Raw genomic sequence first — 25620 nt, forward strand, 5'->3', positions numbered from 1 at the left:
GGTGTTCATAGCTTTGACCCGTGACGCTGTCTTCTCCACACAAATACGCCCGACGCACACAACGCGACACACAATGATAATACGGCGTATCGGTCAAACTGATTTGGCGCTTTCTAGGAAGAGCCATACACACGTCCTTTGAGAATTGATAGACCTAAAGCCTAACTGAATTTGTCTAACAATGAGGTCCAGTTCTGCGTCCAGTTTGAGTGGGTGTCCTGACTAATAGCTATAAAAATCTAAAGGATGGGTGGGTGTCCTTGCTCTACTTGCACGGCAGTTTTACTTAAGGATTACTTTTGACCTTTTGGTGGGCGCTTTGAACCAATTTCCATTGGTCCTTTGCTTTTTGTAGATAATCGCCAATATCATTCCCTCCAGCCATTTCTTTCGCTATGTCGTTGATCATTTGATCGCGTTGAGCAATAAGTGCATCGGATCGAGCAAACAAATTTTGCGCCTCAGGATAGATCAATTTAATATCTTGAATCCCTTCAAGGGCAAGATAGCGACGTTCAAAAGCTGCAATAAAGAGTTGGCGTTTAGCCAAAAACAACATGTAATTTAGGCCTCTCTCATCAGAAAGGATTTGGATTTCAGCATCAGGAAGTTGGGCCGCATTTGCAATTTCAATCGCTTTCGCTTGGAGCGTTTTAGCAAGCTCAATATCGCTATCCATCACGGCCTTTTGCATGCCATCTTTGAATTCATCATTCTGTAATATATCTAAATAACTGAATTTTGGTTCAGTTATCGATTGGGATGAGATTGGTGATGGCAACACCGTTACTGGCGAAACTGAGGGAGTATTAGAAAAAGTCACATAGAGTAAAACAGCAACTACAACAACAGCGAAAAAACCCAACGTGAATTTCTTTGACATATACGGAAAACGACCTGTGCTAGATATAAGATGCAGGAAAAGGAAAATATTTGCGCACCGAGGATGGTGCGCAATTATCAATTACATATTCGTTGGTTCAGTATTCTCAACTCGACTTTTCAGTTTTTGACCCGGCCTAAAGGTCACAACTCTACGTGCTTTGATTGGAATATCTTCACCGGTTTTAGGATTTCTGCCCGGACGTTCGTTTTTCTTTCGCAAGTCAAAGTTACCAAACCCTGATAGCTTTACTTGCTCACCTGACTCCAGTGCCTCTCGCACTTCCTCAAAAAACGATTCAACAAGTTCCTTTGCGTCGCGTTTATTGATCCCTAGTTTTTCAAACAAATGTTCAGCCATTTCAGCTTTGGTTAACGCCATATGGTTAATCCCTCAATGAAGCCCCAAATTTTTCTGATAAATGGGACAGAATGTCTTCAACTACAGCTTGAATCTCGTTTTCTTCAAGCGTTCTCGATTGGTCCTGTAAGGTAAGAGAGATAGCCAAGCTCTTATAACCGGCCTCGATACCCTTTCCTCTATACACATCGAACAAGTTTAGGCCAACTAGTTGATTTCCGCCAAATTTTTCGATGTAAGATAATATTTCGCCTACCGCTTTATCTTCCTCTACTACAATCGCAATGTCACGCCTGTTAGCAGGAAATTTTGAAATTTCATCGGCCATGGGTAACTTTTTGGGACCTATTGCAGTGAAATTCAATTCAAAAACGAAGGTTTTTCCATTTAAGCCTAGTATTTTTGTAAATTTGGGGTGCACCGCTCCTACGTACCCGACTAAGGTTCCATCACGAAAAATCGCTGCGCTTTGGCCTGGATGTAATGACGAATGCTCAGCAGATTCAAAATGGAATGCAGAACCCACAGAAGTGGTCGCCAACAACGCTTCCACGTCGGCTTTAATATCGTAAAAATCGACACTAGCATCAGGCATATCCCAGTGCTCATTGTGACGATTACCGCTAATTACACCGGCAATAACTTGTTCTTGTCTCACCCCTGTTTGCTGAGTTTCATCTGGAACGAATCGCAGACCAGTTTCAAATAGTCTAACTCTACTTTGCTGCCTCTTTTGATTGTATGAGACGGCTTGTAATAACCCGGTCCACAAACTCACCCTCATAACTGACATATCGCTAGAAATGGGATGAGGAAGCACTAAACCTTCTACTTCAGGAAATAATGCTGACTGAGCTTTTGGGTCTACAAAGCTATAGGTAATTGCTTCTTGATACTCCCTTTCAACTAACGTCTGTTTTAGTCTACCTAAGGTTAAGTTTTGTTCCCGATGTTCGGACATTTTTAATTTTGCAACAGGCGACACTTCAGGAATATTGTTATATCCATAAACTCGGGCCACTTCTTCTATTAGATCTTCTTCGATGCTAATGTCAAAACGATAAGCAGGAACAATCGCTTCCCACTTATCTTGTGCAAAAGTTACTTGCAATCCTAACCGATACAGAATGTCTGTAACATTAGCCGCGTCCACTTCTATCCCTAATACTCGATTGAGTTTGGCAATTCTTAAAACAACATGACGCTGCACAGGCATTGCATCTTCATTAATGCTTTCAATTATTGGCCCAGCTTCACCTCCTACTATATCTAAGAGGAGTTGCGTGGCGCGCTCCATAGCGATACGTTGCAATTGAGGATCAACGCCCCTTTCGTAGCGATGAGACGCATCAGTGTGCAGCCCATATTGTCGAGCTTTCCCCATTATTGCGTCAGGCGTGAAAAAGGCACTTTCTAAAAAGATATTGCGAGATCCGTTAGTCACGCCAGAATCTAGGCCACCAAAAATCCCCGCCATCGCCAACGATTTTTGTTGGTCGGCAATGACTAAAGTGTTGCTTTTTAACTTGATTTCATTGCCATCAAGTAACGTTAAACTTTCGTCTTCATTAGCAAAACGAACAACAACATCGCCTTCCAGCTTATCATTGTCAAATGCATGCATAGGATGCCCAAGTTCAAGCAGCACATAATTAGTAACATCGACAACAGGATCAATACTACGAACGCCACAACGTCTAAGTTTTTCCTGCATCCATAGAGGTGTCGGTGTATTTAAATTTATTCCTTTAATGACACGCCCTAAGTACTTAGGACACGCTTGCGGATCCAATAGTTGAATGTTGCGAAAGTCTGCAATTGAGGCGTGTACGGGATCAATTTTCGGCGAACACACTTCAACCTGGTTTAACACCCCCACTTCACGTGCTAGTCCTCGTATCCCAAGACAATCCGCTCTATTGGGTGTTAAATCGACTTCTATAGTGACATCATCTAACTCTAAATATTCTCTAAAATCCACACCGTTAGGAGCATCTTCAGGAAGCTCTAAAATGCCTTCATGATCTTCAGAAATTCCTAATTCTGAAAAGCTACAAAGCATTCCATGGGATGGCTGTCCACGTAATTTTGCTTTCTTGATCTTAAAGTTACCAGGAAGAACTGCCCCTACCATGGCCACAGCAACTTTTAATCCTTGGCGACAGTTAGGCGCGCCGCAGACGATATCAAGTAACTCATCTTGTCCTACGTCGACTTTAGTTACTTGCAACTTGTCAGCATCGGGATGTTGTCCACACTCGACGACCTCACCAACGACAACGCCAGAGAACTCTGCCGCGACTGGCTCTACACCGTCAACTTCAAGGCCAGCCATACTCAATTGTTCTGACAACACTTGAGTAGAAATCGATGGGTTAACCCATTCTCTCAACCAATTTTCACTGAATTTCATTATCTTGGTCTTCCCTATTTAAACTGCTTGAGGAAACGTAAATCGTTTTCGAAGAATGCTCTAAGATCATTGACACCATAACGCAACATGGTCAACCGCTCTACTCCCATACCAAAGGCAAACCCTGTGTACTCTTCGGGATCGATATTTACCGATTTAAGGACATTTGGGTGAACCATTCCACAACCCAATACTTCGAGCCACTTACCGTTTTGCCCCATCACATCCACTTCCGCAGACGGTTCGGTAAATGGAAAATAGGAAGGTCTAAATCGCACTTGTAGATCAGCTTCAAAAAAGTTATTCAAAAAATCGTGTAGGATCCCTTTAAGTTCAGCAAAACTCACGTTCTTATCGACCATCAAGCCTTCAACCTGGTGAAACATAGGTGTATGGGTTTGATCGTAGTCATTACGGTATACTCGGCCAGGAGAAATAATTCGCAACGGCGGCTTTTCAACTTCCATGGTGCGTATTTGCACACCCGACGTCTGAGTTCTGAGCATCACATCGGGGTTGAAATAAAAAGTATCATGATCTGCACGAGCTGGATGATTAGATGGGATATTCAGCGCATCGAAATTATGAAAGCCATCTTCAATTTCAGGACCCGATTTAACACTGAAACCTAACTCGCCAAAAAAGCTCTCAATTCGACTGATGGTGCGAGTCACAGGATGAAGACCGCCAAGCTCACTGCCTCGCCCTGGCAAAGTGACATCTATAGTTTCGTTTGCTAGCTTTGCATTTAATTCAATGTCTCTTAAAGCCTCACCTCGAGCCGAAATGAACCCTTGGATCTTTTGCTTAGCTAGATTTATTTTCTGCCCCACAACCGGCCGTTCTTCAGCAGAGAGTTTGCCTAAGCCTTTTAACAGCTCCGTCATTCGCCCTTTTTTACCCATAAAGTCGACGCGCACAGCATCGAGTGTTTGAGCGTCTTGAGCGGCGTTAATTTGCTCTTCAGCTTCTTTGATTATGGCATCAAGATCCATAGTTTCCTCGGATTGGATTACGTAATTGGCCTTTTGAAAGCGGTGAAAATTCACCTAGGCATATGAAAAAATAGCGGGTAATTGTACACGAAGAAAGGCTTGAGTTGCTACCGAAATGCGTTAAAAGATCCCCTAACTTGTTAAAAACTAAGTTGTTGCTTTAGATGATTTCACATAACCACGAATCGACAATATATGTTCTGCTTTGTAAATGAATTAGTGTTAGTTTAATTTCTTCAAAAAATTTGATTTCAAATTAGAAAATTACCAATGAAACTAAAAATTGTTCAATTATTAATATTCTTGCTTTTAACTGGCTGTAATCCTGCTGTTGACGCTCCTCCTAATTCTAAGTCCACAACAGTAATAACAGCGCCAAGCAATACCCCTCTCAATGCGACTGCAGATAACCTACCTATCCCAAATAACTCAGAAAATAACCAATATGCCATTTTGTTCATTGGGAATAGCCACGTTTTAGGCTTAAGTGTAATTTTAAGAGAATTACTACAAAAAGGAGTCCCACAAAAAAACTTAGGGCAAATCGTAGTAAATACGGGAGATTATTTAGCTGATCGCTTGGACGACGGCCGCTCTTTAGAAACACTTCAAAATAACGATTGGTCTCATGCCATCTTCCAAGCTCAGAAATACTCTCAAAGTGGAAGTTTTGAATATCCTACAACAGGGGCGCAAACATGGATTCAATATGCTAAAGCACAAAATACCACACCAATTTTATTTCCCGAACATCCACAACGAAATAACAAAATAGAAGGCACAATGGTTCACAATTTACATGTCAGCATCGCTAAAAAACAAGCAAGCTGTGTTGCTCCTGTTGGATTAGTCTGGGATCGCGTAATTGCATTGAGACCCAATCTAGCTTTATATCAGGAAGACGGAAACCACGCTTCAAACTTGGGACGGTTTTTAACTGCATTGGTATTTTACGAAATAATCAGTGGTCAACCCGCCGATTTATTGCCTTATATAAGCAATGCAGATGCAGACTTAATTATACAGGATTTTATGGGACAAATTGTAACTGAAGTAATTGCAGCAAATCCTCCTTGCGAATACTAGTTCATTAGTATGCTGAATAGGTTTCAATAAGCACTCGTCTACAAATTAACTGGCGCTGTCCTAATAGCGACCTTAATAAACGACTTAGATAGCTGTTTTAGTATAAATTATTGTTCGAAAACAACAGAATACAATGGTTATCGATGCTACAAGAGTGGGTGCCCTCATTATGGTGGCTGGCCTCGTTAAATTGCGCGCGTAAAAATATTCCTTGGAGTGGGTGTCCATTTAACTATCGATGCTACAAGAGTGGCTGTCCACTTAATATGCATTAAGAGTGGGTGTCCTCATTATGGTGGCTGGCCTCGTTAAATTGCGCGCGTAAAAATCCACCTTGGAGTGGGTGTCCATTTAATACTAGAGTGGGTGTCCATTTAACTCCTAGAGTGGGTGTCCATTTAACTCGGTGTCCATTTAACTCTAGAGTGGGTGTCCATTTAAAAAGATGAGCGTAAACGAAAAAAGGCGAACCATCCAGGTTCGCCTTTTTCCGAAAGAACTTAAACTTAATTGTTAAAAATTAAGCCAATGCGCCTTTTGCTGCTTCTACTAAAGCAGTAAACGCGTTTTTGTCATGCACTGCGATGTCGGCAAGGATCTTACGATCGATTTCGACAGACGCTTTCTTCAAACCGTTGATAAAACGGCTGTAAGACATGCCGTTTTGACGTGCAGCAGCGTTGATACGTGCAATCCACAATTGGCGGAATTGACGTTTGCGCTGACGACGGTCACGGTATGCATATTGACCTGCTTTTGTTACTGCCTGGACAGCAACGCGATAAACTCGACTACGAGCTCCGTAATAACCTTTGGCTTGCTTTAGTACCTTTTTGTGTCGGGCACGTGCAACTACGCCGCGTTTTACTCTTGCCATTATTCAGTCTCCTCTATCTTAAACGTAAGGCAACATGCGTTGAATCAACGCAGTGTCAGCTACATGGGCCAATTTCTTGCCACGTAAGTGACGTTTACGCTTAGAACTCTTCTTGGTCAAAATGTGACGCAAGTGAGACTGTTTGCTCTTGAAGCGACCTGAAGCGGTTTTTCTAAAACGCTTAGCAGCTCCACGGTTGGTTTTCATTTTAGGCATTGCTAAAACTCCGCATTGTTAAGACCACTCTGTATTTTAGTGACAGGGGTCATTGTTACAAACTAGCAGCAAGGTGAACTAGGGTGCAGATCCGATTTTACGGTCCTTAGTTACTTGTAAACCTTTACTACTTCTTAATTGGGGCAAGCACCATGATCATCTGACGACCCTCAACCCGATGTGGGAAAGACTCGCAGTTGGCAATGTCTTCTAAATCCGTGCGAACACGTTTCAGTAAATCAATGCCGATCTCTTGGTGGGCCATTTCACGTCCGCGAAAACGGATCGTAACTTTAGCCTTATCACCCCCTTCTAGAAAGCGACGCAGGTTGCGCAGTTTTACCTGGTAGTCGCCTTCATCAGTGCCAGGGCGGAATTTAATCTCCTTGACCTGAATTTGCTTTTGTTTCTTCTTCTGCTCTTTTTGAGCCTTACTCTTTTCGAAAATGAACTTTCCGTAATCCATTACTTTACATACAGGCGGCTCAGCATTTGGACTAATTTCTACTAGATCCAAATTTGAAACGTCGGCAAGAGCTTGTGCATCGTTTAACGATACAATCCCTAACTGCTCACCGTCTTTACCAATTAAACGAACTTCGTTCGCCGTGATTTCTTCATTGATGTTGGCTTTATCGCCTTGAGCCTTATTATTAGCGCCTTTAATGTGTCGTTCCTCCACGAAATTAATCTAGTTGCTTAGACGCCACCTGTTGGCCAATCATTTCAATAAACGCATCTATTGAGAATTTGCCAAGGTCGTCGCCTTTGCGTGATCGCACTGCCACTTCACCGCTTTCCATTTCTTTATCGCCAACGACGAGTAAAAACGGAACACGCCTAAGAGTGTGCTCGCGGATTTTAAAGCCTATCTTCTCATTTCTCAAGTCAGACTTTGCTCTAAATCCACTTTCTTGCAATTTTTTTGCAATATTTGTCGTATATTCGGCTTGTTTGTCAGTAATATTCATCACCACCACTTGAATTGGTGCCAACCAAGTTGGAAACAGCCCCGCATATTCTTCGGTTAAAATACCAATAAAGCGCTCTAATGAACCCAAAGTCGCTCTATGGATCATCACCGGTGTCTTTCTTTCGCCATCTTCAGCCACATAAGTAGCGCCTAATCTTCCTGGCATAGAGAAATCTAACTGTACCGTACCGCATTGCCATGCTCTATCCAAGCAATCGTGTAACGTAAACTCTATTTTTGGACCGTAGAATGCGCCTTCACCTGGTAAGTACTGAAAATCAATGTCTTTGGACTTTAATGCATCGGCTAATTTCTGCTCAGCTTTATCCCAATCTTCATCAGAACCTACCCGTTTTTCTGGACGAGTTGAGAGTTTGACCACGATTTTGTCAAAGCCAAACACCTTGTAAACGTCGTATATCATTTCAATACACTTCGCGACTTCATCCTGGATTTGCTCTTCAGTACAGAAAATATGGGCGTCATCTTGGGTAAATCCGCGTACGCGCATCAGCCCGTGCAAAGCACCCGATGGTTCATTTCGATGACAACAACCGAATTCAGCCATACGTAAAGGAAGGTCGCGATAGGATTTTAAGCCCTGATTAAAGATTTGCACATGACCGGGACAGTTCATCGGTTTGATTGCATATTCACGTTTTTCTGATGTTGTGGTGAACATGTTTTCAGCGTACTTGTCCCAGTGCCCCGACTTTTCCCACAATACACGATCCATCATCAGTGGGCCTTTGACCTCACCGAATTCATACTCACGTTGTTTTACGCGAATGAATTTCTCCAGCTCAGTATAGATACTCCAACCGTCAGCATGCCAAAACACCATACCCGGTGCTTCTTCTTGCCAGTGGAATAAATCCAGTGTTTTACCAATTTTTCGATGGTCGCGTTTTTCCGCTTCTTCCAAACGGTTAATATAGCTTTTTAACTGTTTCTTATCAGCCCATGCAGTACCGTAAATACGTTGCAGCATTTTATTATCGCTGTCACCACGCCAGTAGGCACCCGCCACTTTCATTAGTTTGAAATGTTGACAAAAACGCATGTTAGGCACGTGAGGCCCACGGCACATATCGATATATTCTTGGTGATGGTACAATCCGGGTTGATCATCTTTACTGATGTTGTCGTCCAAAATTTCCATTTTGTAAGATTCACCGCGCTGTTCAAACGTATCGCGGGCTTGTTGCCAACTTACTTTTTTCTTAACAACGTCATAATTGGTTTTAGCGAGTTCTAACATGCGTTTTTCAAGTTTGACTAAATCGTCATCGTTGAGCGAATGTTCCATATCGATATCGTAGTAAAAACCATTATCGATCGTTGGCCCAATGGCCATTTTAGCGTCTGGGTACAATTGCTTTAACGCGTGCCCAATCAAATGTGCACAGGAATGTCGAATAATCTCAAGCCCTTCATCGTCTCTGGCAGTAATAATTTGCAGCTTGGCATCATCAGTGATCATGTCCACCGCATCCACTAAAACGCCATCTACTTTTCCGGCGATTGTTGCTTTTGCTAGGCCAGGACCTATGTCATTAGCTACATCAAGCACAGACACAGCGTTTTCAAATTGGCGTTGGCTGCCGTCGGGAAGGGTAATTGTTAACATCTTAACTCCTTGCACAGTGGTGACACCTACCAAGCGCCACATGTGAATTAATTTGTCTCATTTCTTGTTGTAATTGCCTTGCAATAAAAAACACCCAACTGGGTGTTTATGGCAAATAAGAGTGAAAACAGATAAAAAATAATTAAACAAATAACATGCTGTCCTGCTACAGTCAGAACAATGCGCTACATAATACCTAACAAGCCCAGTGTGATGCAATGAATCATATCTACAAAAGCAAATGAAGCCATTTACTCCCCTTAGTTTGGGACTACTCGTCAGCTTATTTATATCGGCTTCGGTATTGGCCGATACTGCTGATTTGGCTTGGGAAGTAGCAACCCAAAAACAAGGTATAAGCGTGTTCACTCGCGCCACCGCCAGCGGTTACAAAGAAATTAAAGCAAGCATGACCATAAACGCGCACCCCATGGACTTTGTCAATCTGTTAGAAAACATTGCACTTGCTCCACAATGGATTGCTAATTGTCGTAAAGTTGAATTACTTGAGAAACGAGGGAATTTTGAACGCGTCGTTAAAAGTACCTTTTCAGCTCCTTGGCCGGTGCAAGATCGAGAAATGGTAACCTATTCATTCACCTCTATTGATCCCAACAATGGTAAAATCACGATTGACATAAGCGATATGTCGCAGCGTTATCCAGATGATAAAGACGATGATAATGTAAGGATGCTTAACGTCAGTGGCCAATGGAAATTACTCAAGCTTGAAAATGGACTAACAACGCTAAGTTACCAAGGATATGGCGAGCCAGCGGGAAATCTTCCCATTTGGTTAAGTAACCAACTCGTCGTCTCTTCGGTTTATACGACGTTCAATAATTTACGCGAGATATTGCAAAAATAACCCTCAGAACAGCAACCACAGTGACCACTATTGTTTGAGTATCAATCTATTATCCGCCATGCGATAGCCTAAAGTTAATCTAATTAACCACGTATGTGTCAACTTGGAGGCACAGGCTATTATTTGTTCTGTATTCGGCCGTTTCTTGAATTGATTAGTGCATGTGAGGCTATTAATGAATTTCGCTGGCATTGAGGATTCATCAATTCCTGTTTTTTTATTACTTTTCGATATAAAAATAACCACTGACATAGTGAAATGAACCTTCGCTTTTTAATATGTGTTCCATAATCAACACTCACACGTCTAATTGGTAAACATCATGTGGCATTTTATTAGCGACCAAATTAGTCAACAAATCGGTGAAGATTTTATTTGCGATGATATCCGAGAAGGAAAGCCAGGTGATTCGCATAGTACCTATCGTATTTCTGATGGAAAGCGGCGCTTTTTCATAAAAATCAATGATTTTGAGAAGATCCCCCAATTTGAAGCTGAAGCTCAAGGACTCAAACACATGCAACAGGCCGATATTTTTAAAGTGCCTGAGGTCATTTGCTTGGGTCAAATTGAAGATAAAAGCTACTTAGTATTGGAATACCTAACCTTGTTACAAGGAGATGAGCAAGAATGGTTTGATTTCGGAGATCGGCTAGCACAACTGCACCAATCTCAGACACAAGAAATGTATGGATGGCAGGAAGACAATTTTATCGGGCTCACCCCACAACCCAACCGGTGGAGCAAAAAGTGGTCGCAATTTTTCGCTGAGCAGCGGATCGGTTTTATGTTGCAGCTATTGGCCGAGAAGGGTCATAAATTGGCGGATATAGATCGGGTAGTGACCTCCGTGCACGATTTGCTAGCAGGGCATAATCCCCCCTCATCAATGTTGCATGGCGATTTATGGATTGGAAACACAGGGTTCAATAAAAATCGCGCCGTCTTATTTGACCCTGCTTTTCATTATGGTGACAGAGAAACCGATTTGGCCATGACCGAATTATTCAATAAATTCCCCAATGCCTTCTATCAAGGCTATACACAGCGGTGGCCAATTAGTGAACACTATCAGTATCGTAAAACGGTATATCAGCTTTATCATATCCTCAATCATGCATTGTTGTTTGAGGGGCAATATTTGAAGTCCGCAGAAGCGATACTTAAAAACCTTGACTCTTAGTCTGGTCTTATTAATTGAGCTTATTGGAAACACAACAAATGCGCAGGCTCCTATTCCTTCCAGCGCCCCCTTGTGGAGAATCCTTGTTTTAAAAACAACATGAGAATTATCAGCAAGTTGGACTAGCTAGCGCAAATGAGCAGGTGAAACCTTGCTACAAGGTCCATACTTTGTGTAACGGGAATACTAAAACTCGTTACCAAATTAAGTAAACTACATCATGTACAGGAGAGGACTAGGAGAACCATCCATGAAAATAGCGGAAGGCGAAACACGACAAACTATCGAGTGCCCACACTGTGGCCATCATTTGCATATCATGTTGGATCACAGCAACGGAGACCAAGATTTTTTTGATGAATGCCCTAATTGCTGTCACGATATTCACGTTAAATTCCATATCGATGATCTACACCGGAAGCTTGACGTAACTATTATTTCCGATGACGAACAAGTTTATTAGAAATAGTTTAAGACAACCGTTGTTACATAAAGGGGCACAAATTGCAGGCAGCCAGCAGTTTGCTGATATTAATAAGTTGCGCGATGCTCTCCGCGTGCCGAGCACCGGCGATAGTCAATGATCTTGATACGTATCGACATAGGTTAGCCAATGTACTAAACCAGACCTTTGTTAAAATCGAACCCACAGTATCGTTACGTTTTCCGCCCGCAAGTCAACTAAGGGTTTCGATACCTAGCACTAACATCAGCATGCGCGACTTCTATGCCCTGAATGAATGTCATGTTTCTACTTTAATTGCGCAGCGCAATACCGCACTTGGCAAAGTGCAGCTACCGTCGGTCAGACTGGTTTATGAATATCAATTGATCTTTGGATTAGAAACTTGTTTAGCCAGCACGTCGGAGCAAGAACAACAACAGCGCCGTCAATTACAACAATGGATTGCACAGAAAAAAAAGCACTACCCTTTGGTGTGGGCTGATTTAATTCAAAACAGCAGTGAATTTAAAAATACCTTAAGTAGTAATCAATCATTGTTATCAAATGTTAAACCTGCCGAGCTGCAAGAATATAAGCAGGCATTAAACTACCTGATATCACTTTCACGCGGAGAAGCTGCCGTACCTGAACGCGTAGAAAAGTCACTGGATAGTTTACGCTCTAATCCATTGCTAGCGAAGCTGTGGCGCTCTCAAAGGTTGGTTACAGAACACTTGACTGATATCAATGAGAAATTGGCTCGCGCAGAAAAACAACTTACCTGCTCCTCGTCGCAGTCGAAGCAGCAAGTATCTTATTTAAAGAACGTCTTTAGCTCATATTTTGTTGATCGGATTCAACCTTTTGCGAGCAATATGAATCAAGTCCATTACACCTTATCTCCTATTATCATTGAACTTATGCAACGACCCGAGCTTTCTGCGGCATTTCAGCTGTATTTGTCTAATAATTTACAACAATTCCAAAACTACCAGCAGGCACTGCAAGCACATATTGAGTTTTGGCAGTCATTATTTGACTCCTGCGGGCTGTCACCACAGAAATCCATTTAAACTATCTCGATAACTGTATATAATTACAGTCATGCGCGATACTAACTACCGATATTCAAGACGAACCTGTTTTATTTACAATGCCAATAATGAATTGATTGGCAAAATTCAGTTTCAACGAGATCCACATTTTAAGCGATGGAAAATACAATATCTAAGCGATTCCCTACCCATTCACAGTTATGATAGGCCATGTGATGTGAAGGAAAAATTAGTAGAATTAGATCTGACTTGGGCGTGGGGCGACATTAAACATTACTAGCTAAATCCTCAGTGGGAACCAAGCCGACTCTGCGAGATTGGTCCCCAAAAACTATTGGAGCATGGCAACGGTTAGCTACTTAACAGAAAGCTTAATCAAGCGACCGTTTTCACCATCTTCTAGTACAAATAACTCTCCTTGTTGATTTTGTTCAATCTCTCTAACACGCTGTCCCCATTCATATCTAGCCGCTTCTTTAGCGCGTAAGTGCGGACGTTCTTGGTGCTTTTCAAATTCAACTCGAATAATGGCCTTGGACGATAAACCACCGATAAACCCATCTCCTTTCCAGTTAGGATACTTGTCACCTTTATATATTACAAAGCCAGCGGGACTAATTGCTGGAACCCAAGCGACTACAGGAGAAACGTAAACAGGTACAGTGTCGTGAGATGGGATCTCAACGCCAGAATAGTGTGCTCCCTCAGACACATTTGGGTAGCCGTAATTCCGTGCTTTTTCAATAAGGTTCAATTCATCTCCGTGTCTAGGCCCCATTTCATGGACCCACAATTGTCCGTCCAAATCAAAATCAATGCCAAGAGGATTGCGATGTCCTAACGACCATATTTGATTGGTTATCGGACCGTTTACATAAAACGGATTATCTTCAGGGATCGAGCCATCTTGATTAATTCGCACCACTTTACCCAGATTCATCGCCATGTTTTGCGCAGGCGTGAATTTCTGGCGCTCACCCGACGTGATAAATAACTTACCATCAGGAGACAGCGCCAAGCGATGTGCGTAGTGTCCATTGCCACTGACTTTGGGGGACTGTCGCCAAATTATTTTACGCTCCTCCAGTTTGGCAGCCGAATTGCTCAGACTCAATGTTGCTCGCTCAACCACCGCGCCACTAAAAGCATCATCATTTGGGTCCCGTTCTACGTAGGAAATAAACACTACCCCATTATCGCCAAAATCTGGGTGGACAATGATATCGCCCATACCACCTTGACCACGCGCTGAGATCTCAGGTGCGCCAGCCACAGTCGTTATTTTCTTGCCCGTGTTTTCAACAAGCCATATAGCACCTGATTTCTCTGTTACCAATGCCTGACCACTGGGCAAAAATGCCATTGCCCAAGGGCGATTAAAGGTTTCAAGTTCCTCACCTTGAATAACAACACCATCACTGCTGTTGATATTAACCATTGCCACCGCAGAAAAAGTGATAAGCATCCAGCCACTGAGGATCGTGAACATCCGTTTTGATATTAAAGCAATCATAATAGACCTTTTATTTAAGTTAATTGACATCTCTGTGCCCGTCGTTTACTCGTGAATTCGTTTACGTCATCTTAGCTAGAATAGTTCAATGGTTTTTAAGCTTAGAAGATGGAAGCGCTTCTGTGTATTAAACACCGTGTAAAAATGACGAATGACATTTGAAAAAAGTGCTTATTCAACCTCTTCCGAACTGCCAACTAGTATATTTATTTATTAATTTCAGCACGTTACATTTTGGCATGTGATTCGCATTAGGTTTAGGTGATATAGCCACTAAATTGATATTTTAAGTACCAAGGAGACTTTTATGAACATTTCTACTACTTTACGTCGATTTGCCGTTTTCGCTTTTGTACTTGCTGCACTGTCGGGTTGCGCGACCATTGAAGGCATGGGGGAAGACGTTGAAAATGCAGGTGACCAAATAGAAGATGCTACCGATAATCGTTAAGCAGTAAAGTAAGTAAAAGGCGACATCCTCTCGTGGATGCCGCCTTTTTTTATGGTTAAAAATAGGTTTCTTCTATTTTATTGTAAATATTAATCAATCCCAATTGCATATCATCAATGAATACATGCAATTTATCTTGGATCAGCGCCTGCGGATTAGCATCAGTTAGTTGCTTCTCTAGTTGTTTTATCTCTTTCAAGGGATCGTTGTAATTGGGAAGCAGCTCCAGACAATTAGCTACCTGATGCAAGGTATGCATCAAAGAGCGTGGAAATCGATCTTCCAATAACAGAAATTTCAACACATCCGGCCGTCTTATCCGTAAGCGCATCTCACGTCGGTACATTTGATAGGCAGTAAGCGATTTAAGTACACTCATCCATTGTAAATTTTCAAACGCAGATTGCTCAGTTTCGGTATCTGGCAATAAGCTAGCGCTGCGCACGTCAATGATCCTTGTGGTCATATCTGCCCTTTCTAAGTTTCGACCAATCCGCAAAAATTGATACCCTTCATCATGGGTCATGGTGCCGACTAAAATACCGGTTATTTTTTGATTCGATTCGATGATCTCACTTAAAAACTCGTAACGAGAGCGACGCGCTAAAGCTTTGTGATGGTTATCCTTGGCGAAAAGATACAGTTCGTTTATTTGTTCCCACGCTTCACGAGGAATAATTTCCCGCACTGTTCGGGCATTTTCTCGAGCGGCACTGAGCGAGCTTACAATCGATCCCATATTGCGTTTATCTGCCACCATGTAGTTCACCACACTGCGTTCGTTCGCATCACTGTGGTGAGCATAAAAATCTTCGCGGTTAGAAACGATATCGACAATGGGCTCCCAGCCCAACACAATGCTCTTTGGCAAATCGAGTAATAGGTTAAAATTAACGTTGATTAATCTTGCGGTATTTTCCGCACGCTCTAAATACCGCCCCATCCAACATAAGTTATTCGCTACACGTGACAACATACTAAGCGCCCTCCATGTCAATAATCCAAGTATCTTTGCTGCCACCACCTTGGGAGGAATTGACTACTGTCGAGCCTTTCACCATCGCGACTCGGGTGAGACCTCCCATAGTGACTTTAATGTCCTTGCCACTCAAAATGAACGGCCGCAAATCTAGATGACGCCCTTCGGCGGTATTATTTTCTACCAGAGTCGGAGCCGTCGACAATAACAGCATAGGTTGCGCCACGTAGTTGCGTGGATCAGCTTCGATCAATTTACGAAATTTATTGTGCTCTGTTACACCGGAGTGTGGGCCAATGAGCATGCCATACCCCCCAGATTCGTTTGCCGGTTTAACCACCATTTTCTCGATATTTTCCAGCACATAGTGTCGTTCATCGGGATTAATACATCGGTAAGTAGGTACATTTGGCAGCAATGCCTCTTCGTCCAGATAGTATTCAATGATTTGTGGCACAAAGCTGTACACCACTTTGTCATCAGCAACCCCAGAACCAGGCGCATTGGCTAACGCCACATTGCCCGCTTTCCAAGCTCGCATTAGACCAGGTACGCCTAAGGTAGAGTCTGGATTGAAGACTTCAGGATCTAAAAACGCATCATCAATGCGACGGTATATAACATCCACTCTGTTCAAACCACTAATGGTGCGCATGTACACGCAATCGTCTTCACCAACCACCAAATCGTCACCTTCAACAAGCTCAGCCCCCATCTGTTGGGCTAAATAAGCATGTTCAAAATACGCAGAGTTATAGATACCTGGTGTCAACACCACAATTTCTGGTTCATCGATATCTCGCGGCGACATATTGGCTAACATGTCATAGAGATCAGACGGATAATCGTCCACCGGTAATATATTGTATTCTTCAAACATTTCTGGGAATACGCGTTTCATGACTTGGCGGTTTTCCAACATATAGGAAACACCGGAGGGTACCCGCAAGTTATCTTCTAAAACATAAACAGTGCCCTGCTCGTCTCTTACCAAATCAGAACCGCAAATGTGTGCCCATATGCCATGAGGTGGACTGAAGCCTTTACATTGCGGTAAGAAGTTTTTCGATTTTTTCAGTAACTCAGCTGGGAAGATGCCATCTTTGATAATATTTTGCTCATTGTACAAATCATCAATAAACATATTCAGTGCTTTGACCCGCTGTTTCAGGCCCGCTTCTATTTGCTTCCATTCTTTAACATCAATGAGACGTGGAATAATATCGAACGGCCAGGCTCTATCGATCGACCCCTCTTCATCGTTGTAAACACGAAAGGTGATACCCATCACATGAATAGCAGATTCAGCAGCGATTTTATATTCACTTACCTCACTGTCACTTAAGCCTTTTAAGTAATCACACAAAGCCGCAGCGTAAGCTCTAGGTTTTCCGCGACTTTGGATCAATTCATCGTAAAATTGACCTACTGCGTAGTTTCCCCAACGTATAGCCATGTTCTCTCCGTGCATTACATAAGTTGAATATTTAGTATACGCAGAAGATCGCTGAAAAACAGTCTCACTGATACTTTAAAATTAATAGAACAGTTGTTTTACGTATCAGACCCATTCAGAATGCGAAATGACTTTTATCGTTCGGGATGGCGAAATCCTTAACACCATTACCGACTACTACTTGCGAGAATATTTGTGACTTATTGTTTGGCTGTAAGCTTAAATAAAGGGTTAGTTTTTGCTTCTGATTCTAGAACCAATGCCGGTGTCGATTACGTCGCGACCTACAGTAAAATGAGCCGGTTCGTGTTTGAGAATAATCGAACCCTCGTTTTATTAACCTCGGGCAGTTTAGCCACGTCGCAGGCCGTGCTGAACGCCATCGATAAGGATTTGAAAGATCCCGATGCTGAATTTGATATTAGCCAAGGAGATTACTTGCATGAAGTCGCTCAATATATTGGACAGTTAAGCCAAGAAGAACAAAAGCGTCATGCTGATGCGATGGATAAGTCCAAATCAAATAACGAATCGAGCTTTATTTTAGGTGGTCAAATTGCGGGGCAAAAAAGCCAAATATTTCTCATTTATCCGCAGGGTAACTTTATTTCCGCATCTGCTGAAACGCCCTTTTTGCAAATCGGTGAAAACAAATATGGTAAACCTATCTTGGATCGCTTCATCACCCCCACAACGTCATTAGAAGACGCTGCGCGATGCGCCATTGTGTCACTCGACTCGACGATACGCAGCAATATCTCAGTGGGCCCCCCAATTGAGTTAGCGATTCTGCGGGAAAACGAAATTTGCGAGCCCTATCACAACGTGATGGGCCCTAATAATGCAATGTATAAATCAGTATTGAAACAATGGAACGAAGGACTTAGCAACGCGATTAAACGCCTCCCTCGTTTCGAATGGGAGAAATCAGGCTGAGCTTTTAGCGTCGATGACCAACTCATGCACAAAGCGTAATTTATCCAATGCTGAGATTGAAATCACAAAAGGGTAAGCATCGTCCAACCCCATGCTGCGGTTCAATGCGTTTAGCACTTTGGTTAATTGGCACCAATCATTAAACAAATGAGTGAAGCTGCTAGCCGTGTATACCTGATCGTTGTTGGTTTCCATTGGGATTGGGTTGGCCAGCATGTTGCCAGACACGCTAAAATCATAATCATTAGCGGTTTCCAAGGTATCTATCATGTGTAGATAATGGGCCCAAGTTTCAGCCCAATCTTCCCAAGGATGCATACTGGCATACGCACTTATCCACACATTCTGCCAATTTGGATTTGGGCCATTTTTATAATAACTTTGCATAGCACCGACATAATCTAATCGTTCATCACCAAACAATTTCCTAAATTCCTCAAGCCTGTCACTGTTGGCGATCAATCGGTCCCAATAGTAATGCCCGGACTCATGACGAAAATGCCCAAGCAAGGTGCGATAACGCTCATTCATTTTCTCGCGCATATCGACTCTAGTGCCGTGGTCTGCTTCATTAATATTAATGGTGATCAGCCCGTTAGCATGCCCCGTGGTGACGAAACTTTTAATTGTCAGCTCGTTGCCATATTGGTCCTGAGTTTGATCTTTCAAAAAGCTAAAACCCAATCCACCATTTGGATTTTGTCGCCGACTTTGAATCGGCAAACCGAGTTTTAATAAGGTGTAAAGCAGTCTACGTTTGGCTTGTTCAACGCGAAACCACAAGGTTAAATTGTCGGATTCGTCAAGGTTTGGAATAGTTTCATTTAAGCGGCAAGATCCGCAATAATCCTCACTTTCATCAACAGATACCATCCAGTTGCATACGTCATATTGAGAATAATTTTTACATTGACGATAGAGCAAGCCATTGCTGGACGCTTGGAGGTTGCCATATTGATTGGTAGTAAACGCGCTTAATTGCGTATCTTCTGGAATGAATCCCAATATCAGCCCACATGACACACAACGGCTGTTGGCAAAATGCAGCGTGTTTCCACACTGGCAAGTAAATGTTTTCAAAGGATCCGCCTTTTTATTAAAACAATGGCACGTACTCGCGCTATTCTCATGAAATGATCTTATCAGTTTAGCGAAACACTAAAAATGTCTCAGAGAAACATTAATCAACAGCGCAGAGTAACATAATCCTCTAACAACTAAACCGTCGCGCTTATCTTGAAAGTGATCCAACTGCCGTTTTTGCAATAACGTTAGTGTGGATTTCGATGAACCTTGGGGAAGTCGCTAATGTATTTGATTTCCCCACTGCTTTGCTTAAATTTCCTTATGCTTGGTGGAGCTAAATATGGATCGCAACTGTTCTAGATTTATAGGTTTGAGTAAGCTTCTGTTAATCCCATATTTTGCGGCTGTATCTGAATCGACTTCCTCGCCACTCACTAGACTAATGTCGATAGGATCTGGGCACAGCGCTTCAATTTGTTTTATAAGCTCCAAACCATCACCATCAGGCAAATTTTTATCGACGAATACATGAGTGTAATTATTGTTGTTAGAGAGCTTTTGCAAACCACTTTGGTAATTCAATACAGCTTCAGCGTTAATCTTTAAACTTTGCAGTAGTAATACAATCAATTCCGCTGCGTCCTTGTCATCTTCCACTATTAAGACATGGTTAGATAATCGCTCTGGAACGTGATAGCTGTGGTTATTGTTTTCTTGTTTTTGTCGAGCTAACGAGTCAGCCAGTTGGTCATACAATTCGGTTTGTCGAACCGGCTTGCTAATGACATTATTGAACCCCAGCTGTTTGAGTTCCTTATCGCTACCTTTCATCCTCGCAGCGGTAAGAGCAAAAATCGGTTTGGCGAAGCCCTGTTTACGAATATTCACAATGGCTTGTTTACCATCCATGACGGGCATATGAATATCCATAATAACTAAATCGATATTGTGTTCACCTGATTCAATAATTGTGACCGCTTGTTGGCCATTTTTTGCGTACGAGACATTCAACCCGTAGGAACGGCACATGCCGCCAACTAATTGCCTGATATCTTTTAAATCATCAACAACTAAAACACTTCCTTGTAACGGTGCATATTCTTGTTTCGGTTGAATATCAGAAATACCGATTTCTAACGACTCCAAGTCCGAGCGACAAGATGGCGCCAAAGGCAAAATGACGGTAAAAGTACTACCTTTGTTCACTTCTGATTCTACCGATATTTCACCGTCCATGCGGCGAATAAGTTCGTTTGATATAGCTAACCCCAAACCAGATCCTGCCTCTCCCTTCATGGCCACTTTTTCTAATTGTTGAAACGGCGTGAAAATGGAATCAAGGTCTTTTTTGGGTATCCCTACTCCAGTATCTGACACGCTGATTTTTAGCAGCTCTGGGCTTGTGATCTGATCGTATTCAATTTTTAATGTGACGCTGCCCTTTTGAGTGAATTTAATGGCGTTGTACATGAGATTGATTATGACTTGTCGTAACCGAGTGGGGTCAGTAATAATATTTTTTGGAATGCGGTTTATACACTCACAATGCAGCGCCAATCCCTTACTTGCAGCGGGAACGTACATTAGCGTTAATATGTCCCCAATAAAGCTACTAAACATTACGGACTCTGATTTTAACTGGAGCTTGCCAGCGGCAATTTTTGACAAATCTAAAATATCGTTTAATAGACTAAGTAGATGGTTGCCATTGTTTAATATGGCTGAAAGCTCTTCATGTGCCTGATTGGCTTTATCGGAATTTATTAATAACTCAGCATAACCAAGAATCGAGGTAAGCGGCGTTCGCAATTCGTGGCTAAGGTGTGCAATAAACCTGTCTTTAGAGCGACTCTCGGTTTGCGCATCGATACTTTGTTGTCGCGCTTTTTGCACTTCCACGCGCGAAATAGCATATCGTATTGCCCGTGCAAAGCGTGCATCCGAGATCTCGCCTTTACTCAGAAAATCTGCTGCGCCGCCATCCAAAGCCAGCTTATCTAACTCTTCGTCTGGCTGACCGGTTAACATAATAATTGGCACATGTGAGCCAAGCTCATTGGCCTGATGAAGCACGTCTAAACCGGTATAGGCTCCTAATTGATGGTCCAATAAACATATGTCATGCTCGTTACACTGCAATTTATGCAGAGCCTCGTCTCGAGTCGTCACCCAATCGATCTCGAAATGATAATTATCCAGTTTTTCCAACTGTTCAACAGTTAGAATATAATCATCTTCGTCATCCTCGACAAAGAGTATTCGTGCTGATTTGACTTCCATAACTTGAATATTTACCCGTTGCTATGATTTGCTTTCGGGAAGCTCAACAATTTCAACCCAATATCTTCCCAGCGCTTTCATAACGTTCACCAGACCTTCGAAATTGACGGGCTTAGCAATATAAGATGCCGCACCTAATCCGTAGCCTTTGATTTTATCTTCTTCTTCTTTTGAGGTGGTTAATATGACAACCGGAATTGTGCGTAAATCAGGGTCAGCTTTAATCTCTGCCAAAGCCTCTCTACCGTCCTTTCTCGGCATATTAAGATCCAGCAGTATCAGGCCTGGACGAGGATACGTTTCTTTGTCCGCGTATTTGCCTTTTCGGTACAGGTAATTCATCAGCTCAACCCCGTCCGTAACCGTTTTCAATGTATTAAGAACGAGACTCTCTCGCAACGCATCTTTGGCTAACAATCTATCATCTTCATCATCTTCAGCCATCAAAATTATCAAAGGTCGTTTATTTTGATCTGTCATATTTCCCTCTTCTTAACTAAATCGTAGTTTCTTGTTTTTTGACAACGGGCAGTTTTATTTCAAAGATCGCCCCTTTCCCAAGTTCACTCTTAGCTTCTATTTTGCCACCGTGGCGTTCAACTATTCGTCGACACACTGCTAAGCCAATTCCCGTCCCTTGATATTCAGTTCGTCCGTGTAAGCGTTGAAATGGCACAAAAATTTTATCTGCAAACTCACTTTCAAAACCTATACCATTATCAGTCAGCTGGATAATATGCCATTCTTCTGACTCATTAATGAGTTCATTGAATAGTGATTGACTATGCCAAGTAAGCTTAATTAGTGGGGGGACATCCACTCTTCTGAACTTAATCGAATTTGAAATTAAGTTCAAAAAAAGTTGATTCATTTGACTGTGGTCTGCTGAAATTATGGGTAGCTTATCAATTTCAAATGTAGTTTGACTTTCTTCAACCGCGATCTCTAAATCACCAATCACGTTGCTCATGACCGTGTTTAAGTCTACTTCGACAAATGCTTTGCCTTTGGTTGTGACTCTTGAAAACTCCAATAGATCACTAATTAAGTTGGACATTCTTTTGGCCGCATTTTGCATGCGCTGTAAGTAATCCTGTCCTTTTTCACCTAATTGTTCAGCATAGTTAGATTCCAATCTGTCACCAAAGGCACGAATTTTTCGTAACGGCTCCTGTAAATCATGAGAAGCAACAAAAGCGAAATCCTCAAGCTCTCGATTGCTTCTGACTAATTCTTCAGAGTAAACCGTTAATGCCGCGGTTCTTTCTTTGACTTTTTCAGCTAGATTTTGGTTTTGTAACTCAAGTTCATTGCGAAACTGTTCTTCACTTGCCAGATTTGCCCGTGCGAGAAACAATAACCCAAGCAATAAAAATGTACTTGTGGCTGCCGACACGATAAACGTAACAACAGACTCATTTTTAGCTTTGCTCAATTGACTGATTAACACGTCACGGTATTGCAATTCTTTGTTGACGAGTTGATCAAAAAGCGCCTCAATCTGCTCAGAGTAACCATGTCCTAACCAAAATTCCCTTATGCTTACAGGTGCATCAGCATTGGCAGCTAGAGCTTGAGTGACACTTAGCTCTAAATCGCTGGTTTTTTTATTAATGACACCAAGTAACCGATCAATTAACTCGTCGCTTCCAACTATTTGTGTACCCAAGTCTTTAAATTTCGATAGCTGACTAGAAAGTGTTTCCATAGACGCTCTGTAGGTTCGCAGGTAGTCGTCTTCTCTTGTTAAGAGGAAACCGCGTTGACTGTTTTGCGCTGCGAGAATGTCCAAATGCAGATCATCCAGCGTCATAACAACGGTGTCAGTATTGGTAATATTTTGTTGAAGGCTGGTTAATTCTTTGGTTGTTTTTACTGCAAGATAGGCATTAGCACAGATGACTGCCAGTACGATGACCACAATGGTGACCCAAGAAAATACATTATTTCCCAGTAAACGACTGTACTTCATGTTTTAAACTCTTGTGGGAACCCACGCAATTGAAAATTGGTTACAACAAAGCAAATTTTAGACCATCATTTTAAGTCAGAAATATTTTGTAGTTTTTCACTACAGTCTTGACAGGCCAATAGAATTTTATCGATAGCTTCTAAGGCTTTTTCTTTTGGCATGTCATTTTGTAACACAAGTTTGATTAGTTCCGCATTCATTGAAATACGGTTAAGCGGTCCTCTGGCATCATGGACCTTTTCTTGTAAATTTTCAGTCGTTGCAGATTGTGACATTTTTTACCTCCACTTTACTCTTCAAAATCACCATATGCATGGAGTCTGTTATATAAGGTTTTAGTGCTAATACCCAACATTTCAGCGGCAAGTGTCTTGTTTCCTTCTACTTGCTCTAACGTCGCCCGGATCAATTCCTTTTCTACACTTTCAATAGTTTGACCCGCCGCTATTTGATTGGAGGTATTCTGACTACCGGCAAAAGGAGATGCGAAACTGCCGGGTAAATCAATGGTTGTTGTGTCTGGATCACTCATAATAAATGCGCGATGCACGGCATGACGCAGTTCCCTAACATTACCAGGCCAGTCATATTCGCAAAGTCTCTTTATTTGCGCTTCGCTCCATTTAAAAGAGGTGCCGTTTTCACTGTTGAGTTCATTTAGAAATGACTCAGCTAATAGCGGAATATCGGTTTTTCGTTCACGTAAACTTGGGATTTCAATAGGAAATACGGCCAATCTAAAGTAAATGTCTTCACGCAAAATATTGCTCTGCGCCAATTCCTGAACACTTCGGTTGGTGGCAGAAACAACGCGGCAGTTGACCGCAATTTCCTGAGTCCCACCAACACGAGTGACCCGTTTAGACTCTAATACTCTTAACAAGTTAGGCTGCATATCAATTGGCATTTCCGTAACTTCATCGAGAAACAACGTCCCTTTCTCAGCACGCTCAAAGACACCAATTTTACGCCCTACAGCGCCGGTAAAAGCGCCTTTTTCATGTCCAAATAACTCACTGCCTATCAGCTCTTTTGACATTGCTCCGCAATTTGTGGTGATAAGCGGTCCTTCAACGTTACTGGCACTATGAATTGCTTGCGCAACGACCTCTTTACCAACGCCACTTTCGCCCATTAACATGACATTCGCGTTCGTTTTGGACACCCGTTCAATCATCAAATACAGTTCTTGCATTTTAGGCGACTCACCGACTAGGCAACCATAATGAGCGGAACTGGCCGCCGTAGGTTTAGCTTGTCTTTTTGTCTTACGGTTCAGGACACGTTCAATATCTTCCCGCTGCAAGGGTTTGACCAAATAATTGATATTAGTACTGCATAAATCCGCCAGAATGCCTTTGACAGATGGATGCCCCGTGATCAGCGTTATGAATGTAGAACTGCCATTTTTAGACAACTCATCAATTAAGTGTAAACCACTGCCATCAGGTAACATGAAGTCGAGTAAAATATGGTCGAACTGCTGATGTTCTAACCACTGCTTCGCTTCTCTCAAGGTGCTAGCAACCGACACTTCATGGCCTAAAAATTCAATAATTTGATACGCGACATCTGTAAAATCAGTGTCATCATCGACTAATAATACCTTCAACACAGCCCACCCTAGAAAGTGAAAATTCTTAGTAATGTAAAAAGTCTACACTGCCAAGTCTGTAAACCCTACATTTTTATTGTACTTTTTTTACATTTTTCAAGTGGCAAATAGGCATGAAAACCACGCCCTGCATCGTGTAGGGAAATTCGGCATGATTATTGAAGTACAAATATTGAGACTGAATTTCAAGCTGCAAAAGCGCAGTTTTTAGCCAAATCGAATTTAACATAGACATGCACTGACTCGTTATACCGACAGGCACCGAAATACGTTTGGTAACTACCAAGTTAAACGCTAGCACCTCTTTTTAATCGGTTAATTACTTTTAGTCGTATAAGGGTTAGTTTTTCAGCCTATAAGCATGTGTTCCGGCGCTTGAATTTGGCTCGATTGACAAAATTTTCGCTC

The 25620-nt window shown here is 42.2% G+C and carries 25 protein-coding genes and 1 pseudogene; 7 read left to right on the top strand and 19 right to left on the bottom strand.

What is annotated here, in order from left to right; translation table 11 throughout:
* From ABD036_RS16025 to pheS, 5 genes and pseudogenes are all read right to left on the bottom strand, one after another.
* Positions 1 to 127, bottom strand: a pseudogene (locus ABD036_RS16025) (transposase); the annotation flags it as partial.
* A 159-nt stretch (positions 128 to 286) separates the two neighbouring features.
* The gene (locus ABD036_RS16030; RefSeq protein WP_343861731.1) at positions 287 to 865 is read right to left on the bottom strand and encodes a hypothetical protein; all 579 of its coding nucleotides are present in this window, start codon (positions 863 to 865) and stop codon (positions 287 to 289) included.
* A gap of 99 nt (positions 866 to 964) precedes the next feature.
* Complete coding sequence (ihfA, locus tag ABD036_RS16035; protein WP_343861733.1) at positions 965 to 1264, bottom strand: integration host factor subunit alpha; 300 nt, start codon at positions 1262 to 1264, stop codon at positions 965 to 967.
* Between the two features lie 4 nt (positions 1265 to 1268).
* Positions 1269 to 3656, bottom strand: coding sequence for a phenylalanine--tRNA ligase subunit beta (gene pheT / locus ABD036_RS16040; RefSeq protein ID WP_343861735.1), 2388 nt, complete (start codon positions 3654 to 3656; stop codon positions 1269 to 1271).
* A 14-nt stretch (positions 3657 to 3670) separates the two neighbouring features.
* A complete protein-coding gene (gene pheS, locus ABD036_RS16045) occupies positions 3671 to 4651 on the bottom strand; it encodes a phenylalanine--tRNA ligase subunit alpha (RefSeq protein ID WP_343861737.1) in 981 nt (326 codons plus the stop codon).
* 270 nt (positions 4652 to 4921) lie between these two features.
* On the opposite strand from pheS, the gene ABD036_RS16050 reads away from it, so the two are divergent.
* Positions 4922 to 5737 (top strand): hypothetical protein, encoded by an 816-nt coding sequence (locus tag ABD036_RS16050; protein WP_343861739.1) that lies wholly within the window; start codon positions 4922 to 4924, stop codon positions 5735 to 5737.
* 520 nt (positions 5738 to 6257) lie between these two features.
* On the opposite strand, the gene rplT is transcribed toward ABD036_RS16050, so the two are convergent.
* The 4 genes from rplT to thrS all read right to left on the bottom strand — a co-directional run bounded on the left by rplT (position 6258) and on the right by thrS (position 9433).
* Positions 6258 to 6614 carry a 50S ribosomal protein L20 gene (rplT, locus tag ABD036_RS16055; RefSeq protein WP_143835235.1) on the bottom strand — a complete coding sequence of 119 codons (357 nt, stop codon included), beginning with the start codon at positions 6612 to 6614 and terminating at the stop codon, positions 6258 to 6260.
* Positions 6615 to 6632: 18 nt separating this feature from the next.
* Positions 6633 to 6830 carry a 50S ribosomal protein L35 gene (rpmI, locus tag ABD036_RS16060; protein ID WP_006991117.1) on the bottom strand — a complete coding sequence of 66 codons (198 nt, stop codon included), beginning with the start codon at positions 6828 to 6830 and terminating at the stop codon, positions 6633 to 6635.
* Between the two features lie 127 nt (positions 6831 to 6957).
* Entirely contained in the window at positions 6958 to 7512 is a 555-nt protein-coding gene (infC, locus tag ABD036_RS16065; RefSeq protein ID WP_343861753.1) for a translation initiation factor IF-3, read from the bottom strand.
* Between the two features lie 4 nt (positions 7513 to 7516).
* Positions 7517 to 9433 carry a threonine--tRNA ligase gene (gene thrS / locus ABD036_RS16070; protein WP_343861755.1) on the bottom strand — a complete coding sequence of 639 codons (1917 nt, stop codon included), beginning with the start codon at positions 9431 to 9433 and terminating at the stop codon, positions 7517 to 7519.
* Between the two features lie 241 nt (positions 9434 to 9674).
* On the opposite strand from thrS, the gene ABD036_RS16075 reads away from it, so the two are divergent.
* The 4 genes from ABD036_RS16075 (at position 9675) to ABD036_RS16090 (ending at position 13002) form a co-directional block, all read left to right on the top strand.
* On the top strand, positions 9675 to 10301 hold the full coding sequence (locus ABD036_RS16075) for an START domain-containing protein (RefSeq protein WP_343861757.1): 627 nt from the start codon (positions 9675 to 9677) through the stop codon (positions 10299 to 10301).
* A gap of 322 nt (positions 10302 to 10623) precedes the next feature.
* Complete coding sequence (locus ABD036_RS16080) at positions 10624 to 11484, top strand: fructosamine kinase family protein (RefSeq protein ID WP_343861759.1); 861 nt, start codon at positions 10624 to 10626, stop codon at positions 11482 to 11484.
* Between the two features lie 250 nt (positions 11485 to 11734).
* The gene (locus ABD036_RS16085) at positions 11735 to 11947 is read left to right on the top strand and encodes a CPXCG motif-containing cysteine-rich protein (protein ID WP_343861761.1); all 213 of its coding nucleotides are present in this window, start codon (positions 11735 to 11737) and stop codon (positions 11945 to 11947) included.
* 41 nt (positions 11948 to 11988) lie between these two features.
* Positions 11989 to 13002, top strand: coding sequence for a DUF3080 family protein (locus ABD036_RS16090; protein ID WP_343861763.1), 1014 nt, complete (start codon positions 11989 to 11991; stop codon positions 13000 to 13002).
* A gap of 337 nt (positions 13003 to 13339) precedes the next feature.
* Here ABD036_RS16090 and ABD036_RS16095 read toward each other — a convergent pair whose 3' ends face one another.
* A complete protein-coding gene (locus ABD036_RS16095; RefSeq protein ID WP_343861765.1) occupies positions 13340 to 14497 on the bottom strand; it encodes a PQQ-dependent sugar dehydrogenase in 1158 nt (385 codons plus the stop codon).
* Between the two features lie 307 nt (positions 14498 to 14804).
* Between ABD036_RS16095 and ABD036_RS16100 the strand changes: the two genes are divergently transcribed.
* A complete protein-coding gene (locus tag ABD036_RS16100; RefSeq protein WP_343861766.1) occupies positions 14805 to 14948 on the top strand; it encodes an entericidin A/B family lipoprotein in 144 nt (47 codons plus the stop codon).
* Positions 14949 to 15003: 55 nt separating this feature from the next.
* Here the strand turns inward: ABD036_RS16100 and ABD036_RS16105 are convergent, their stop codons facing one another.
* Both ABD036_RS16105 and ABD036_RS16110 read right to left on the bottom strand, forming a co-directional pair.
* On the bottom strand, positions 15004 to 15924 hold the full coding sequence (locus ABD036_RS16105; protein WP_343861768.1) for an alpha-E domain-containing protein: 921 nt from the start codon (positions 15922 to 15924) through the stop codon (positions 15004 to 15006).
* Position 15925: 1 nt separating this feature from the next.
* Positions 15926 to 17383 carry a circularly permuted type 2 ATP-grasp protein gene (locus ABD036_RS16110; RefSeq protein ID WP_343861770.1) on the bottom strand — a complete coding sequence of 486 codons (1458 nt, stop codon included), beginning with the start codon at positions 17381 to 17383 and terminating at the stop codon, positions 15926 to 15928.
* Positions 17384 to 17590: 207 nt separating this feature from the next.
* Here ABD036_RS16110 and ABD036_RS16115 point away from each other — a divergent pair, with 207 nt between their 5' ends.
* Positions 17591 to 18319: a proteasome-type protease gene (locus ABD036_RS16115; protein WP_343861772.1), complete on the top strand. Its 729-nt coding sequence runs from the start codon at positions 17591 to 17593 to the stop codon at positions 18317 to 18319.
* Here ABD036_RS16115 and ABD036_RS16120 read toward each other — a convergent pair.
* The 7 genes from ABD036_RS16120 to ABD036_RS16150 form a co-directional block, all read right to left on the bottom strand.
* Positions 18311 to 19399 (bottom strand): zinc-binding metallopeptidase family protein, encoded by a 1089-nt coding sequence (locus ABD036_RS16120; RefSeq protein ID WP_343861774.1) that lies wholly within the window; start codon positions 19397 to 19399, stop codon positions 18311 to 18313. The two genes, ABD036_RS16115 and ABD036_RS16120, sit on opposite strands and share 9 nt — an antisense overlap.
* 255 nt (positions 19400 to 19654) lie before the next feature.
* Positions 19655 to 21625 carry an ATP-binding response regulator gene (locus tag ABD036_RS16125; protein WP_343861776.1) on the bottom strand — a complete coding sequence of 657 codons (1971 nt, stop codon included), beginning with the start codon at positions 21623 to 21625 and terminating at the stop codon, positions 19655 to 19657.
* 21 nt (positions 21626 to 21646) lie between these two features.
* Positions 21647 to 22105, bottom strand: coding sequence for a response regulator (locus ABD036_RS16130; RefSeq protein WP_343861778.1), 459 nt, complete (start codon positions 22103 to 22105; stop codon positions 21647 to 21649).
* Between the two features lie 16 nt (positions 22106 to 22121).
* Positions 22122 to 23597 (bottom strand): ATP-binding protein, encoded by a 1476-nt coding sequence (locus ABD036_RS16135; RefSeq protein WP_343861780.1) that lies wholly within the window; start codon positions 23595 to 23597, stop codon positions 22122 to 22124.
* 65 nt (positions 23598 to 23662) lie between these two features.
* Positions 23663 to 23872 carry a histidine kinase gene (locus ABD036_RS16140; RefSeq protein ID WP_343861782.1) on the bottom strand — a complete coding sequence of 70 codons (210 nt, stop codon included), beginning with the start codon at positions 23870 to 23872 and terminating at the stop codon, positions 23663 to 23665.
* A gap of 14 nt (positions 23873 to 23886) precedes the next feature.
* Positions 23887 to 25212 carry a sigma-54-dependent transcriptional regulator gene (locus ABD036_RS16145; RefSeq protein ID WP_343861783.1) on the bottom strand — a complete coding sequence of 442 codons (1326 nt, stop codon included), beginning with the start codon at positions 25210 to 25212 and terminating at the stop codon, positions 23887 to 23889.
* Positions 25213 to 25285: 73 nt separating this feature from the next.
* Positions 25286 to 25447: a hypothetical protein gene (locus ABD036_RS16150; RefSeq protein ID WP_343861786.1), complete on the bottom strand. Its 162-nt coding sequence runs from the start codon at positions 25445 to 25447 to the stop codon at positions 25286 to 25288.
* Between the last annotated feature and the right edge of the window lie 173 nt (positions 25448 to 25620).

Origin of the sequence: Aliiglaciecola litoralis (assembly GCF_039523355.1) — a bacterium.
Lineage (GTDB): Bacteria > Pseudomonadota > Gammaproteobacteria > Enterobacterales > Alteromonadaceae > Aliiglaciecola > Aliiglaciecola litoralis.